The organism is Mesorhizobium sp. M0618, from assembly GCF_040320765.1.
Classification (GTDB): Bacteria; Pseudomonadota; Alphaproteobacteria; order Rhizobiales; family Rhizobiaceae; genus Mesorhizobium.
Map to the genome: position 1 here is coordinate 32,127 of NZ_JAMYQH010000044.1, position 13,754 is coordinate 45,880.

A 13,754-nucleotide genomic window follows, 5' to 3' on the forward strand; every position below is an offset into this window, starting at 1 on the left:
TCGCCAGCCCCGTGATCGACATCCTGCTGGAACCCTTCACCTACAACTACATGGCCAAGGCCATCTGGGTCAGCGCCCTGGTCGGCATGGTCTGCGCGTTCCTGTCCTGTTATCTCATACTAAAGGGCTGGGCCCTGATGGGCGACGCGCTTGCCCACTCGGTGGTGCCCGGCGTTGCGGCCGCCTACATGCTGGCCCTTCCCTATGCCGCCGGCGCATTCGCCTCCGGCCTCATCGCCGCACTCGGCATCACCTTGGTGCGGCGCGTGACGCAACTTCGCGAGGACGCCGTGATCGGCCTTGTCTTTACAACGCTGTTCGCTGGCGGGCTGCTGATTGCGTCGATCAGTCTGACCTCCGTAAACATCCAGTCCATCGTACTCGGCAACATCCTCGCAATCTCCGACGAGGATGTAACCCAGGTCATCCTCATCGCAGCGGTTTCGCTGGCTGTATTGGGGCTTCGATGGAAGGATATGATGCTGGTGTTCTTCGATGAGAACCATGCGCGCGGCGTCGGCCTGAATCCGTGGCGGTTGCGGGTCCTGTTCTTCGTGCTGCTCAGCGCCTGCATCGTCGCCGCGCTCCAGACCGTCGGCGCGATCCTCGTGATCGCGATGGTGGTAACGCCTGGCGCCACCGCCTATCTGCTTACCGATCGGTTCGGCGTCATGATCCTGCTCGCGATGGCGATCGGCGCGGCGACGAGCGCGGTTGGCGCCTATCTCAGCTTCTTTCTCGATGGCGCGACTGGCGGACTGATCGTGGTGCTGCAGACCGTGGTCTTTCTGATTGCCTTCGTCTTCGCACCCAAACATGGGCGGCTCGCCGCACGCCGGGCGGCACGTGCCGCATCGCAGGTCGCGTCATGATGACGATCTGGTCCTGGATCGCCGAACCGCTCAGCCACGAATTCATGCGTCGCGGTCTCGCCGTCGCCGTTCTGGTCGGCGCCATTTGCGCGGTGTTGTCCTGCTATCTCGTCCTGAAGGGCTGGTCGCTGATGGGCGACGCCGTTTCGCATGCCGTGCTTCCGGGTATCGTGCTCGCCTATATCGCCGGGATCCCGCTTGCCTTCGGCGCCTTCGTGGCAGGACTTGGCTGCGCGCTGGCGACGGGCTACCTCAAGCAGCACAGCCGGATCAAGGAGGACGCAGTCATGGGCATCGTCTTCTCAGGCATGTTCGCGTTTGGCCTGGTGCTGTTCGTCAAAGTCGAGACCGACCAGCATCTCAATCATATCCTGTTCGGCAACATGCTCGGCGTCCAGTGGCGCGACGTGATCGAGGCGGCGGTCATCGTCGTGCCGGCGATCCTCATCGTTCTGGCAAAACGCAAGGATCTGCTGCTTTATTGTTTCGATCCGGCCCATGCGCGCGCGATCGGCCTGCCCGTCAACCTGCTGCATTTCGGGCTGCTGACGCTGCTCGCGTTGACCATCGTGGCCTCGCTGAAGGCTGTCGGGATCATCCTTGTCATCGCCATGCTGATCGCGCCGGGAGCGATCGGCTTTCTTTTGACGAAGAGCTTTGAGCGCATGCTCGCCATTGCAGCAGCCGCCGCCATCGGGTCGAGCGTCGTGGGAACGATCCTCAGCTATCACATCGACGCAGCCACGGGCCCGACGATCATCGTCGTTCAGGCCGGCGTTTTTTTGCTTGCCCTGTTCCAGTCGAAGCGCCCAAAGCAACGGGTGCAGCTGGGCATTTCGGGAGAGTAATCGCGGCCCTGACCCAAGCCGCACTCAAAGCCGGTTGCGGATCAGCATGGTGACGACGAAGAACGCGCCGACCGAGCTGGTGATGATGCCGATCGGCAGTTCCTGCGGCGGCAGCAGCGTTCGGGCCAGGAGGTCGCTGGCCAGCAACAGCACCGCGCCGAAGACGGCGCAGCTGGCAACCAGGCGCAGGTGCAAGGGGCCCGCCAGCGGCCGCGACAGATGCGGGATCATCAGCCCGACGAAGCCGATGACGCCGGCGACCGAGACCAGGATCGCCGTCGAGAAGGCGGCGACGAGAAAGGTCATCCTTCGCATCCGCGCCACCGGCACGCCCAGGCTTTCGGCGGCGTTTTCGCCGGCCAGGAAGGCATCGAGCCTGCGATGGTTCCACAGCGCGTAAGCCAGAATGGTGCCTGCTCCCAGCGCGCCCAGCCAGATATTATCCCAGCGCGCCAGGCCAAGGCCCCCATGGTCCAGAACAGCACGGAGTGGGCGGCGCGCTGATCGCCGGCAAAGACAAGATAGTTGGTCAAGGCGGTGAACATGAAGGACACGGCAAGGCCGGCAAGGATCAGCCGCTCCGGGCCTTGCCCCCTCACCCGCGCAACCAGCAGCAGCACGACGCCGGCAGCCAATATGCCGCCGGTGAAGGCCGCGACCGGCAATGTCCAGATGCCGAAACTGTCGCCGAAGACGGTGATAACGGAAACCGCACCCGCGGCGGCGCCCGACGACAGGCCGAACAGGAACGGATCGGCGAGGTCGTTGCGGGTCACCGTCTGCAGCAGCGCACCGACGACGCCGAGGCCGGCGCCGACGCAGATGGCCAGGATCGTGCGCGGCAGCCGCAGGTCGACGACGATCTTGCCGACCGGTCCTGCCACGTCGTGCCCGCTGAAGCCGATTGCACGGCCAAGCGCGGCAACAACATCGGTCAACGGGATCAGTGTCGAACCATAGGCGATCGACAGCAGAGCGAGAGCGGCGATCGCCGCCGCTCCCACCAGCATGGCCAGTGCAAATGCCGGATGGCGCAAGCCTGGAAATGCGTCGCGTCTGTCAGGACGCGTGCGACGCACTTCCAGGATCTTTTGTTCATGCATGTCGTTGCCCCAAAACCGCTGCGCACTTTTGGGCGACAGGCATCAAAACGCTTCCGGATGCATGGCCTTGGCGATCTTGTCGATGGCTTCGATGTTGGCCGGTCCCGGCGTCAGTTCGGCATAGCGCAGGGCGACGAAGCGCTCGTTCTTGACCGCGTCCGTCTCCTTCATGGCCGGATGCGCCTTCAGGAAATCGAGCAGTTTCCTGTAGCCACCGCCATCCTGGTAATCGAGCAGGATGAGGAATTGCGGATTGCGCGACGCCACCGTTTCCCAGTCCGTATTGCCCCAACTGGTGTCCATGTCGGCTATGATGTTGTCGCCGCCGGCGGCTGATATCATGGCGCTGGGGATGGCGAATTTGCCTGCGGTGAACGGCTTGTCCTCGCCGGAATCATAGAGGAAGACCCGCGTTCCCTTGGCGTCGCCGACCTTGGCGGTGATGTCGGCGAGCCGCGTCTTCCAGCCGGAGACAAGCTTCTCAGCTTCGGCCTCCTTGCCGAAGATCTTGCCCAGCTTTTCGACGTCGCCATAGAGCAGGTCCATCGAGGCGGCGGGGCGGCTCTTGTCGAGATGGACGCAGCTTTCCGTCAGCACCAGCGTCTTGATGCCGTGCGGGGCAAGCGTATCGGGTGTCACCTCGCCGCCCGGCTTCATGCCATAATACCAGCCGGCGAAGAAGAAATCCGGCTCGACCGCGACGAGGTTTTCGAGCGTGGGGTATTTCGGCGCCAGTTCCGGGATCGAGCCCTGCTCGGCCTTGAATTCGGGACCGACCTTGTACCATCCGGAGATGCCGGTCAGGCCGACGATCGCCGGCTGCAGTTTCAGCGCGAAGGCCATCTCGGCCATGTTGAGATCCTGAATGACGGCACGCTTCGGCGGCGCGTCGAAGGTCAGCGGCTTGCCGCAGCTGTCGACGGTCACCGGGAAGGCCAGGGCTGTCGAGGCCAGCAGCGAGAAGGCAAGCGAAAAAGCGAGGCGTTTCAAGGGTTTTCTCCTGTGGACGGGATTGATCGATATGTGACGGCTTCAATCAGAATGGCGGCGCGGCACGGTTCGGCATCTCGAACACCGTCAGTTCGCGGTCTTCGGTCGGATGGCGCAGACGCAGCACATCGATGCCGAAAATCTCGCGAATCAGCTTTTGGGTCAGCGCTTCGCGCGGTGCGGCGAGCGCTTGCAGACGGGCATGGTTCATCACCGCCACCCTGGTGGCGAACGGTGCCACCAGCGCCAGATCGTGCAGCACCGCGATCACCGTCATCTCGAAGCCTGCGACGAGGTCGAGCAGTTCGCCGCGGGCGCGCGGGTCGAGATGGTTGGTCGGCTCGTCGAGAAACAGGATCTTTGGCTGCTGGGCGATGGCGCGGGCCAGTTGGGCGCGCTGGCGCTCGCCGCCCGACAGCGAGCCGATGGTGCGGCCAAGCAGCGGCAGCAGGCCGGTCCGGCGCAGCGCATCGACGACAATGTCACGCTCCTCGCTCCTGCGCCGTAGCCGAGCGTGCGGGACCCGGCCCAGCTCGACATAGTCGATCACCGCCAGCCGCGGATCGGGCTGGTCGGTCTGGCCGACAACGGCGATATGCAGCGCCCGCTCGGCGGCGGAAATCCCGTCCAGCCGGCGCCCGCCGAGGTTCACCTCGCCGGAACTCGGCCGCAGCATGCCCGACAGCATGCGCAGCAGCGTCGTCTTGCCCGCGCCGTTGGGACCGATGATGGCAAGGCGATCGCCAGCGGCCACCGAGAAGCTGACCGCCTGGACCAGATCCCGGCCATTCGCCATGGCGCAGAGGTCATGTGCTTCGAGAAGCGCTACGGTCATCGGCTGCCCGCCAGATTGCCGGGATGGCAAAGCGTGCACACGATGATGCGATGATCGATAGAGCCGTCCAACTTTCCGTCACTTTCCAAAACTGGCGACGGAAGGAAGCTGGCGAAGCGGCCGACAAGACCGGGATTCGCGTTTCCTCCCGGCACACCCCGTCCGGTCAACTCAGTGATGGCAGGTCTCCTGGCTCGCGGGTCGTTGCGCCATCCTGCCTTCCCAGCCTTGCCGGCCAGTGGCATTCACGGATTTTGCTCGCCGCTTACAGTTGCGGGGGCAGCCACGGCCTCGACCCCTGGGGATCTCACCGTGTTCCCTTTTCACCCCTCGCCTTTCGACTCGGGGACCATCACCGCTTCAGCGTAGATTTCCCCCAATCGCTTCGCAATGGATTTCTCGGACGGAGTGGTGGGCCGGCTAGGGAAAACATGCATTTCACGCTTTCGATATGTAATAACATTACGCTTTAGAGGATGCCGCCTGGCGCTGTCAAGCGAAGCCTGCCGAATTTGGCTCGTCGGCGGCAAGGGGCGCTCGACCGCTGTGCCATATCGGTGTGCGACTGTGACGGGATCGGTTCGATTGCGCGGGATGCGCAATTTCGATCAAACTGGCCGCGCCAGGAAACGGCAGGATGATCTGGCCAATGCGAGGAGCAAAATGAACCCGACCGAGAAAGCGCTGTGGTTCGTCGAAAGTCATCTGCCGGAGGCGATCTCGCTTGACGATGTCGCGCAAAGCAGCGGCGTGTCGCGTTTTCATGTGACGCGGGCTTTCGGCGCTGCCACGGGCCGCTCGGTGATGGGCTACATGCGCTCACGCCGGCTCACCGAGGCGGCGCGCAAGCTGGCCGGCGGGGCGCCCGACATTCTCTCCGTCGCGCTCGACGCCGGCTACAACTCGCATGAGGCGTTCACCCGTGCCTTCCGCGATCAGTTCGGCACCACGCCGGAACTGGTGCGCGCGCAAGGCACACTCGACAAGCTCGACCTCGTGGAGCCGATCCTGATGGACCAGTCCTTCCTCACCAATCTCGAACCACCGCGTTTCGAGACCAGCCGGCCGTTCCTGATCGCCGGCCTCGGCGAACGCTACAGCTGCGAAACCAGCGCCGCCATCCCGATGCAATGGCAGCGCTTCGGCCCCTATATCGGCAACATTCCGGGCGAGGCCGGCGATGTCGCCTATGGCGTCTGCGTCAACGGCGACGATGCCGGCAATTTCGACTACATCGCCGGCGTCGAAGTGTCTGATTTTTCCGACCTGCCCAAGGAATTCAGCCGGGTGCGGGTGCCGGCGCAGAAATATGCGGTCTTTGCCCACCGCGAACACATCTCGACCATTCGCCGGACGGTCAACACGATCTGGAACAAATGGCTGCCGGCTTCCGGCCACGAGATATCGGATGCGCCGGAATTCGAACGCTACGGCCCTGAGTTCGATCCACGCAGCGGCAATGGCGGGCTGGAGATCTGGATACCGGTGAGGGCGTAGTCGGTCAGGCCATCGGCAGCGCCGGCCAGCGATCGACTATCCCGCCGCCGGAAAACACAGCGATCGACCCGAACTGCTGCAGCACGGCTTCGCTCTGCGTCGGGCGCAGGAAGGCGTAGTCGCCGGGCTTTGCGGTCGCGTCGGCGGGCAAGCCCATGAATTGCTGGTTGGAGGACAGGCCGAGCAGCCCGTTCGCCTTCATGCCTTCGGGGAAGACCGGCTCGGCCATCCACTTGCCGCCATAGAGATAGCAGCCCTTGCGCGGGAAGCGGCCGAGCGCCTGCAGCAGGCGGGTGACGGCCGGCGGGCCAGGCAGCATCGGCTCGACCATTTTCAGGATCGGCGTGGCGATGAAGGCCGCCGGCTGGAAGCCGTCGAGGCCTGGCGTATCGAAATCACTGGGCAGCACAAAGGCCGAGCCCATCGAAACCTCGTTGGCCATGCCGCCATGATGAAGCAGTGCGGTCTTGCTGCCGCCGATGTTCAGGATACGGCGCTGGTCGGCGCCGAGACAGGCGACGAACGCCGAGGCCTGCGCCGACGCCTTGGCCAATGCCTTTGCCGGTCCGCCGAAAAGGCCGGGAATGAGCGGCGCATGCGCCTCGTAGGCCATGACGCCTTCGCAATGCAGCCGGGCCGGCAACGCGCTCAACGCCTTCGACAAGGCCTCAGGATTGGCGAACCCGCCGCGATGCAGCCCGACATCGATCTCGAAAGCGATGCGCAGGCCGATGCCGAGTTCGCCAGCGAGGGCGCCATATTCCGCCAGTCTCTCCTCGCTGTCGATCAGCCAGCAGACACGCGACCAGTCAACATTACCCTTCACCAGCGCAGCCCTTGCCGCATCGACAGGCATCGGCTTGCCATACAGCAGATCGGCATCCGGAAACGCCTTCAGCACCGCCTCGCTGATCGGCGGATGGAAGGTCATGACATGATTGGTGCCGAGCGCCTTGCCGATATGCGCAAGCAGCGGCAGGCAGGCGAGCGATTTGTCGACCAACCGCACAGCAAGGCCGGGGTCGAGCCTGTCTTTCACCAGGGCAATGTTGCTGTCCAGCCGGTCGCGATCGAGCAACAGGCAGGGCTGGAAGATGCCGGCGGTCTTCAGCGCATCCGAGAGGGTGGAAAAATAGGTGCTCATCATTCGATGCCGAACAGGCCGGCCATGTAGGGCGAGACGAAGCGGTTTTGCGGATCGATGTCGCGGCGCACCGCCATGGCGTCGTCCCAGCGCGCATAGAGCTTTTTCAGATCCGCCGCTTTCAGGCTGTGCATCTTGCCCCAATGCGGCCTGCCGCCATATCTGCGGAAGATCGGCTCTGCCGCCCGCATGAACGGCAGAGGATCGTTCGCTGCATCATGGTGGATGGCGATGGAGCAGGTCAGCCTGTTGTAGAATGGCGAAAGCCAGAACTGGTCCGGCGCGACCGAGCGCACCTCCATCGGGAAATAGACCTCGGGAAAGCGCTTCTCGGTCAGCTCGATGATCTCGGCCAGCGCCTTCGGCCCCTCCTCGAACGGCAAATGATATTCCATCTCGTTGAACTTGGTCTGCCGGTCGCTGGCATAGACGTTGAGCCAGTCCTGCACATAGTCCTCGGCGGGAAATCTGGCGGCCGCCGAACGGATCAGACGGCCACGCAGCGATGGCAGCCAGGCAAGTGAGGTGCGCAGCCTGCGCAGTGTCCTCAAACCCGACTCGTCCTCTTCCGGCGGCCGTGCGGTGAGTGCGGCGTCGCTGAAATCGCTGGCGATGAACTGCGCATAGCCGGAAAACGGAATGTAGTAGAATTCGGCCGAGCGATGCGCGGCCATCATTGCCTCGAAATCGCGCAGCATCTCGGTGATCGGCAGCACCCATTTGCGGCGGCGCAACCGGTAGGTCGCGATGTTGTTCAGCGTCACTTCGGTGAGCACGCCGAAAGCGCCGAGCGCGACACCGATGGCATGGATCATGTCCTGATCCCCTGCCTGCTTGAAGTCGCGGACCTTGCCAAGCCCGTCGACGATCTGCACCGTCTCCAGCTGCGTGTGATAGGCGCCGAGCGTCGGTCCCGAGCCGTGCGTGGCGGTGCCCAGCGCGCCGCCGATCGCCTGGCGGTCGATATCGCCCATGTTGGGCAGGCCCTGGCCAATACCTTGCAGGATGCCCATCAGCGCGCCGAGCCGGGTTCCTGCCCGCACCCGCGCCTGATGTTTTTGCGCATCGTGCGAGACCAGCCCTTCCAGCCTCTCCAGGGACAGGATCGTGCCCTGCGATTTCACCAGCGGCGTGAAGGAATGACCGGCGCCGGCGACGCGCACCGGGCCAGGCGCGGTCCGGACGAGATCACCGAGCTCACCGGCATCGCCGGGGCTGGCGATCAGCTTGGGCTCGGCGCTTACAAAGCCCGACCAGTTGCTCCAAATGTTTGACATGCCACCTCCCCGCTCAGGCAACCGCACGACGGCGACGCGACACAAGGACGAACAAACCGAGCAGCGCCACGCTGGCCACCGCGCTGGCGGCGGCGAATTCCGGCACCGGCCGGAAATCCTTGCCATCGATGAGCAGCGACGCCGCGATCGGCCCGATCGCCAGGCCGAAAAGCTGGGCTGCCGGCACCAGCAGCACGGCGGTGCGTGTCTCGTCGGCGGTAATCGCCAGACGGATCTGGTAGGGCACGATGAACAGCAGGATAAAGCCCATGGCCAGGGCAGCGACCCAGAACGTCGTCAGGCCGGGGCTACTGGCAAGAACCAGGGAACTGACAAGCGCGACGACGCCGATCGCCGCGATGGCAAGGCGATAATCGATGCGCGCCTCGAACGCCGTCGCCGTCATCGCCCCCAGGACCTGCACGGCGAGGCTGGCCGAGACGATCAGGCCGACGGTGCGGCCATCGATGCCGTATTGCGCGCCTAGCGGCTCCAGAAAAGCCCAGACCGCGCCGAAGAACATGAAGTAGCAGAAGACCGACAACAGCGCGGTCATCGAGGGAACAGTCAGCACATTGGCCAAATTCTCTTCCTTGGGCAGGTCGGCATAGTCACCGGGTACGGTGAAGGCGACCGCCAGCGACACGACGCAGACGACGGCAAGAACGATGAAGCCGCCCGCCGACCCGGCGGCCGGAATGACATAAAGCGCCAGCAGCAGGGCAAGCGCGCATTGCGCCAGCGTCTGCATGGTGACGAAATAGCCGCCGATGCGCTCGGCGCGCCGCGAACGGGCGATCAGTTCGGTGGCGACCGCGACCAGACCGCCTTCGGCGAGCCCGGCCAGGGCGCGGGCCGCGATCAGCGTGTTGGCGGTTGCGGCATAGGCCGTCCACACATTGGCCAGCGCCAGCAGCAGCAGAAGGACGGCACTTTTCCAGCGCATGTTGTGCGCCGAGAGCAGCATCGCCACGACAGCCGAACCGATGGCAATGGCGATCATCTCGGCGGTGGCGACCAGCGCCAGTTCATCGCCGCTGACATGACCCTCGGTGTAAAGGGCGCCAAGCAGCACCGGCTGCAGGCCTAGAATGAGCAGGCCGACCGAACCGATCCACAGGGCAGACGCCAGCTGCCGGCCGGTCGGATTGCCGACCAGCCAGTCGCCGCTGCCTGCATGGCCGGTATCTGTCGAAGCCAAAGGCGCCTCCCAACGTCCTTGCCGTGCGGCAAAAAAGCTGACAACCTGTCAGTATTTCAGAAACTGATACTTGATCATATTTCTTGTCAACCGGAATTTGAAAATCGTGCGAAAGATCGGTGCATGACGGAATTGAATAGAATGGCGACCGAGCCGAGGCGCAGGCCAAAGCAGGAACGCAGCCGCGAGCGCATCGACGCGATCCTGTCGACGACCATGCGGCTGATCGGGGAAAAGGGTATCGACGCCGTCACCATGAAGGAGGTCGGCATGCTGGCGGGCGGGCCGATCGCCACCGTCTACCACTATTTTCCCAACAAATCGGCGATCCTGGCGATGCTCTATGAACGGTTTTCAGAGGTCAGCCGGGCACGGCTGACGACGATCATCGCCGAAATCCACGAGGCGAAGGATGTGATCGTGGCCGCTGACCGGCTGCTCGATGATTATCTCAACCGTGTCGCCGGCGATCCGGCCATCCAGGATCTGCAGAACGCCATCCAGGCCGACAAGGCGCTCAAGAACCTCGACATCGCGGAAACCCGGTACCAAGCCAAAATGTTCTGCGACCACGTCATCGCCTTGCTCGAGCCCGAGAGGCGCGAGCAGTTCGAACGCATGGTTCTGCTGATCTTCCAGCTCGCCGGCGGCGTGGTGCGCCTGGCGCTCGCCGAGGGCGAACCGGAAAGCCGCCAGACCATCGAGGATTACCGGTCTATCATTCACACCCAGCTGCGGCTGTTTTTGTAGCCGTGGCGATCGTCAGCAAGCTGCCGCGAATGAGAGGTGTCGGGCATCGCAAGCATCAGAACGCCCGCTATGCGACCTGGCGGACTAGGGCTTCGAAGCCTTCGGCAAGATTGGCATTGCCGGCAGCGAGAAACGCAGAAAGATTGCGGGCGCCACCGGGCGTCTTGTTGGCATCAAGCAGCACCGCCCTGCCCTCATGCATGACGAAATCGAACTTTCCGTAGTCAAAGCCAAGCCGGCGCCGCAACGTGCGAAGCTCGTCGGGAACCGGAACCGGCTCACGGCGGATCGTGTCGTCTCCCTTGACGAGGCTCTGCGGCGAGACATGGCGGGTGCAGCGCTCGCGCTCGCCGCAGAATATCCAGAAGCGGGCTCCAAAGCCGTCCGCCTCCGGCTCGGGAATGAATTTTTCGACGACGAGATCGCTGCGGTCGAAGACCTCCGGCGCAACATCCGAAAGGGATGCATAGACGCGATAACCCTCGATGAGCTCGACGCCGGGAAACGGCTTCGGCTTCCCGGCTCGCAGCGATCGCCGGTTGAGCGCTTGCTCCCGCATCCCGAGATTGTTGAGATTGCTCTTGACGATGACCGGTCCTTGCCAGTCGTCCTCCTTGCCGATCACCGCGCCACTGACGCGTCGCTTGGAGATGTCGGCGGCTCCGATGTTCAGGCAGAAGGGAAAAGCGCGTGCGTATTCGACATATTCGGGGGGCGTCACAGTCGCATCGACGTGCAGCACCGCGATGTCGGCCTCCGGCTTTGCCGACGTTCCGGGGATTATGCGGACGGAATGACCGCGTCGCTTCAGTTCCTCCAGCAAACCGAAAAGCATATAGGAGCTCCGGCGGCGAAACAGCAGGCCACGCCGGCGTTCGAACCTGTCGAACTCATGCGTAATAACCGCGATGCGTGTCATGCGCCCCCCGAGCTTGGCTTCATTAGCGTCCTCCATTATGCCTGCAAATACAATGCCGGCTTGGGGGTGTGGATGACCGACCATTGGAATGCCATTCGAGGGCACTGGCAGTTGCTCGGGCCACCGTTGCGGCCGCCAGCGGAAGCGGTTGAGGCCTATGAGCGTGAGCTCGACCTTTCGAAGGCGCACGTCATTCTGCTCGGCGTGACGCCGGAACTCGCCGGGCTCGGGACGACGATGATGGCCGTCGACGAATCCTCCGACATGATCGCCGGTATCTGGCCAGGCGACACCGCGTTGCGAAAGGCAATCAACGGCGACTGGCTCGACTTGCCGGTGTCGGACGCAAGCATAGATGCGGTGATCGGCGATGGCTGCCTGTCGGCGCTCGGCCTTTCAACCGCGCGCCGGGCGCTGTTTGCGGCGATCGCCGGCGTACTGCGCACCGGCGGCCGAGCGGGACTGCGTCTCTTTGCCGGTCCCGAAACACCGGACGATCCGGCGGCGGTGCGGGCGCTTGCACTGTCGGGCGGTGTCTCGACCTTCCACGAACTCAAATGGCGCGTCGCAATGACCGCGACGGGCGATGCGCCCGACCATGCCATTCCGGTCAGGATGATCGCGGAAAGGTTCGATGCACTGTTTCCTGACCGCAAAGAGCTTTCGGCTCGCACGGGCTGGGACCTGCCCACCATCGGCACCATCGATGTCTATCGGAACTCGCCGGCCATCTACACCTTCGCGCCGGCGACTGCATTGGCGAGCGAGGCGGAAGCGTTCTTTGGTGATGTTCGCATCGCTTTGACCGGGAGCTATGGGCTCGCCGAGCGATGCCCGCTGTTGGTGCTGCGGGCGCCAAGACACTGAAGATAGCAGGACGGCACTCGAGCCGGGGCAGGCGCAACCCAGGCTTTGTTAAATCGTGCGGCAGCATGAGAAAAATTTCGCTCGCATCGCGGCCTTCGCGCACCTTGACTCTCAAAAGCCGTCAGCCTATTTCAGCGCCACGTTAGCACTCTCCATTGGTGAGTGCTAACTCATATGTCCGGCGCCGCCGGATGGAGGAACTGTTTCTCACCGTTCTCATCGAGGAAGAAAAAATGGCAAAGTCGAAGTTCCGCCCGCTTCATGACCGCGTGGTCGTTCGCCGGGTCGAATCCGAATCCAAGACCGCTGGCGGGATCATCATCCCCGACACGGCAAAGGAAAAGCCGCAGGAAGGCGAGATCATCGCTGTCGGCTCCGGCGCTCGTGACGAAGCTGGCAAGCTGGTCCCGCTGGACGTCAAGGCCGGCGACCGCATCCTGTTCGGCAAGTGGTCGGGCACCGAAGTCAAGCTCAATGGCGAAGACCTTCTGATCATGAAGGAATCCGACATCATGGGCATCATCGGCTGATATCAGGCCTTTCCGTCAACTGAATTCCCGGGCTCGATCAAAGCCCCTGCCAGGAGCTAAAAATGGCTGCCAAAGACGTAAAATTCTCCCGTGATGCCCGCGAGCGCATGCTGCGCGGCGTCAACATCCTCGCCGACGCGGTGAAGGTCACGCTCGGCCCCAAGGGCCGCAACGTCGTCATCGACAAGTCGTTCGGCGCCCCGCGCATCACCAAGGACGGCGTCACCGTCGCCAAGGAAATCGAGCTTGAAGACAAGTTCGAGAACATGGGCGCGCAGATGGTCCGCGAAGTTGCTTCGAAGACCAACGACATCGCCGGCGACGGCACCACGACCGCGACCGTTCTGGCGCAGTCGATCGTCCAGGAAGGCCACAAGGCGGTAGCCGCCGGCATGAACCCGATGGACCTGAAGCGCGGCATCGATCTGGCCGTCGTCGAAGTCGTCGCGGCGCTCGGCAAGGCTGCCAAGAAGATCAAGACCTCCGAGGAAGTTGCCCAGGTCGGCACGATCTCGGCCAATGGCGACGAGTCGGTCGGCAAGATGATCGCGGAAGCGATGCAGAAGGTCGGCAACGAAGGCGTCATCACGGTTGAGGAAGCCAAGACCGCCGAGACCGAACTCGAAGTCGTCGAAGGCATGCAGTTCGACCGCGGCTACCTCTCGCCCTACTTCGTCACCAACGCCGACAAAATGATTGCCGAGCTCGAGGACGTCTACATCCTCCTGCACGAGAAGAAGCTGTCCAACCTCCAGGCCATGCTGCCGGTTCTCGAAGCCGTCGTGCAGACCTCGAAGCCGCTGCTCATCATCTCGGAAGACGTCGAAGGCGAGGCTCTGGCCACGCTGGTCGTCAACAAGCTGCGTGGCGGCCTGAAGATCGCCGCCGTCAAGGCGCCGGGCTTCGGTGATCGCCGCAAGG

13 protein-coding genes, 1 pseudogene and 1 riboswitch are annotated in these 13,754 nt (G+C 63.5%); of the genes and pseudogenes, 7 read left to right on the forward strand and 7 right to left on the reverse strand.

The genetic code is table 11. From position 1 onward, the window contains the following. Nucleotides 1-11 precede the first annotated feature (11 nt). Entirely contained in the window at nucleotides 12-872 is an 861-nt protein-coding gene (locus tag NKJ04_RS30995; RefSeq protein ID WP_352679474.1) for a metal ABC transporter permease, read from the forward strand. After that, nucleotides 872-1,720: a metal ABC transporter permease gene (locus NKJ04_RS31000; RefSeq protein WP_502897996.1), complete on the forward strand. Its 849-nt coding sequence runs from the start codon at nucleotides 872-874 to the stop codon at nucleotides 1,718-1,720. The genes NKJ04_RS30995 and NKJ04_RS31000 overlap by 1 nt, the downstream gene beginning before the upstream one ends. 24 nt (nucleotides 1,721-1,744) lie before the next feature. Here NKJ04_RS31000 and NKJ04_RS31005 read toward each other — a convergent pair. From NKJ04_RS31005 to NKJ04_RS31015, 3 genes and pseudogenes are all read right to left on the reverse strand, one after another. After that, nucleotides 1,745-2,730, reverse strand: a pseudogene (locus NKJ04_RS31005) (FecCD family ABC transporter permease). A gap of 135 nt (nucleotides 2,731-2,865) precedes the next feature. Then, entirely contained in the window at nucleotides 2,866-3,813 is a 948-nt protein-coding gene (locus NKJ04_RS31010) for an ABC transporter substrate-binding protein (RefSeq protein ID WP_352679480.1), read from the reverse strand. Nucleotides 3,814-3,859: 46 nt separating this feature from the next. Next, on the reverse strand, nucleotides 3,860-4,648 hold the full coding sequence (locus tag NKJ04_RS31015; RefSeq protein ID WP_352679482.1) for an ABC transporter ATP-binding protein: 789 nt from the start codon (nucleotides 4,646-4,648) through the stop codon (nucleotides 3,860-3,862). Between the two features lie 162 nt (nucleotides 4,649-4,810). Beyond that, a riboswitch (cobalamin riboswitch) is annotated at nucleotides 4,811-5,017 on the reverse strand. 294 nt (nucleotides 5,018-5,311) lie between these two features. Between NKJ04_RS31015 and NKJ04_RS31020 the strand changes: the two genes are divergently transcribed. After that, on the forward strand, nucleotides 5,312-6,145 hold the full coding sequence (locus NKJ04_RS31020; RefSeq protein WP_352679485.1) for an AraC family transcriptional regulator: 834 nt from the start codon (nucleotides 5,312-5,314) through the stop codon (nucleotides 6,143-6,145). Between the two features lie 4 nt (nucleotides 6,146-6,149). On the opposite strand, the gene NKJ04_RS31025 is transcribed toward NKJ04_RS31020, so the two are convergent. From NKJ04_RS31025 to NKJ04_RS31035, 3 genes are read right to left on the reverse strand one after another with little or no spacing between them, the layout of a single operon-like run. Continuing rightward, a complete protein-coding gene (locus tag NKJ04_RS31025; RefSeq protein WP_352679488.1) occupies nucleotides 6,150-7,289 on the reverse strand; it encodes a DSD1 family PLP-dependent enzyme in 1,140 nt (379 codons plus the stop codon). Continuing rightward, nucleotides 7,289-8,566, reverse strand: coding sequence for a D-arabinono-1,4-lactone oxidase (locus NKJ04_RS31030; RefSeq protein ID WP_352679491.1), 1,278 nt, complete (start codon nucleotides 8,564-8,566; stop codon nucleotides 7,289-7,291). Before NKJ04_RS31030 ends, NKJ04_RS31025 begins: the two co-directional genes overlap by 1 nt. 13 nt (nucleotides 8,567-8,579) lie before the next feature. Next, nucleotides 8,580-9,767: an MFS transporter gene (locus NKJ04_RS31035; protein ID WP_352679494.1), complete on the reverse strand. Its 1,188-nt coding sequence runs from the start codon at nucleotides 9,765-9,767 to the stop codon at nucleotides 8,580-8,582. 123 nt (nucleotides 9,768-9,890) lie between these two features. On the opposite strand from NKJ04_RS31035, the gene NKJ04_RS31040 reads away from it, so the two are divergent. Further along, entirely contained in the window at nucleotides 9,891-10,517 is a 627-nt protein-coding gene (locus tag NKJ04_RS31040) for a TetR/AcrR family transcriptional regulator (protein ID WP_352679497.1), read from the forward strand. Between the two features lie 67 nt (nucleotides 10,518-10,584). On the opposite strand, the gene NKJ04_RS31045 is transcribed toward NKJ04_RS31040, so the two are convergent. Beyond that, complete coding sequence (locus tag NKJ04_RS31045) at nucleotides 10,585-11,436, reverse strand: ATP-grasp domain-containing protein (protein WP_128304811.1); 852 nt, start codon at nucleotides 11,434-11,436, stop codon at nucleotides 10,585-10,587. A 72-nt stretch (nucleotides 11,437-11,508) separates the two neighbouring features. On the opposite strand from NKJ04_RS31045, the gene NKJ04_RS31050 reads away from it, so the two are divergent. From NKJ04_RS31050 to groEL, 3 genes are all read left to right on the forward strand, one after another. Next, on the forward strand, nucleotides 11,509-12,303 hold the full coding sequence (locus tag NKJ04_RS31050; protein WP_128304812.1) for a class I SAM-dependent methyltransferase: 795 nt from the start codon (nucleotides 11,509-11,511) through the stop codon (nucleotides 12,301-12,303). 233 nt (nucleotides 12,304-12,536) lie between these two features. Continuing rightward, nucleotides 12,537-12,833, forward strand: a complete 297-nt coding sequence (groES, locus tag NKJ04_RS31055; RefSeq protein WP_006203049.1) for a co-chaperone GroES — start codon at nucleotides 12,537-12,539, stop codon at nucleotides 12,831-12,833. Nucleotides 12,834-12,895: 62 nt separating this feature from the next. After that, on the forward strand, nucleotides 12,896-13,754 hold an 859-nt coding region (gene groEL, locus NKJ04_RS31060), incomplete at its 3' end, for a chaperonin GroEL (protein WP_352679501.1).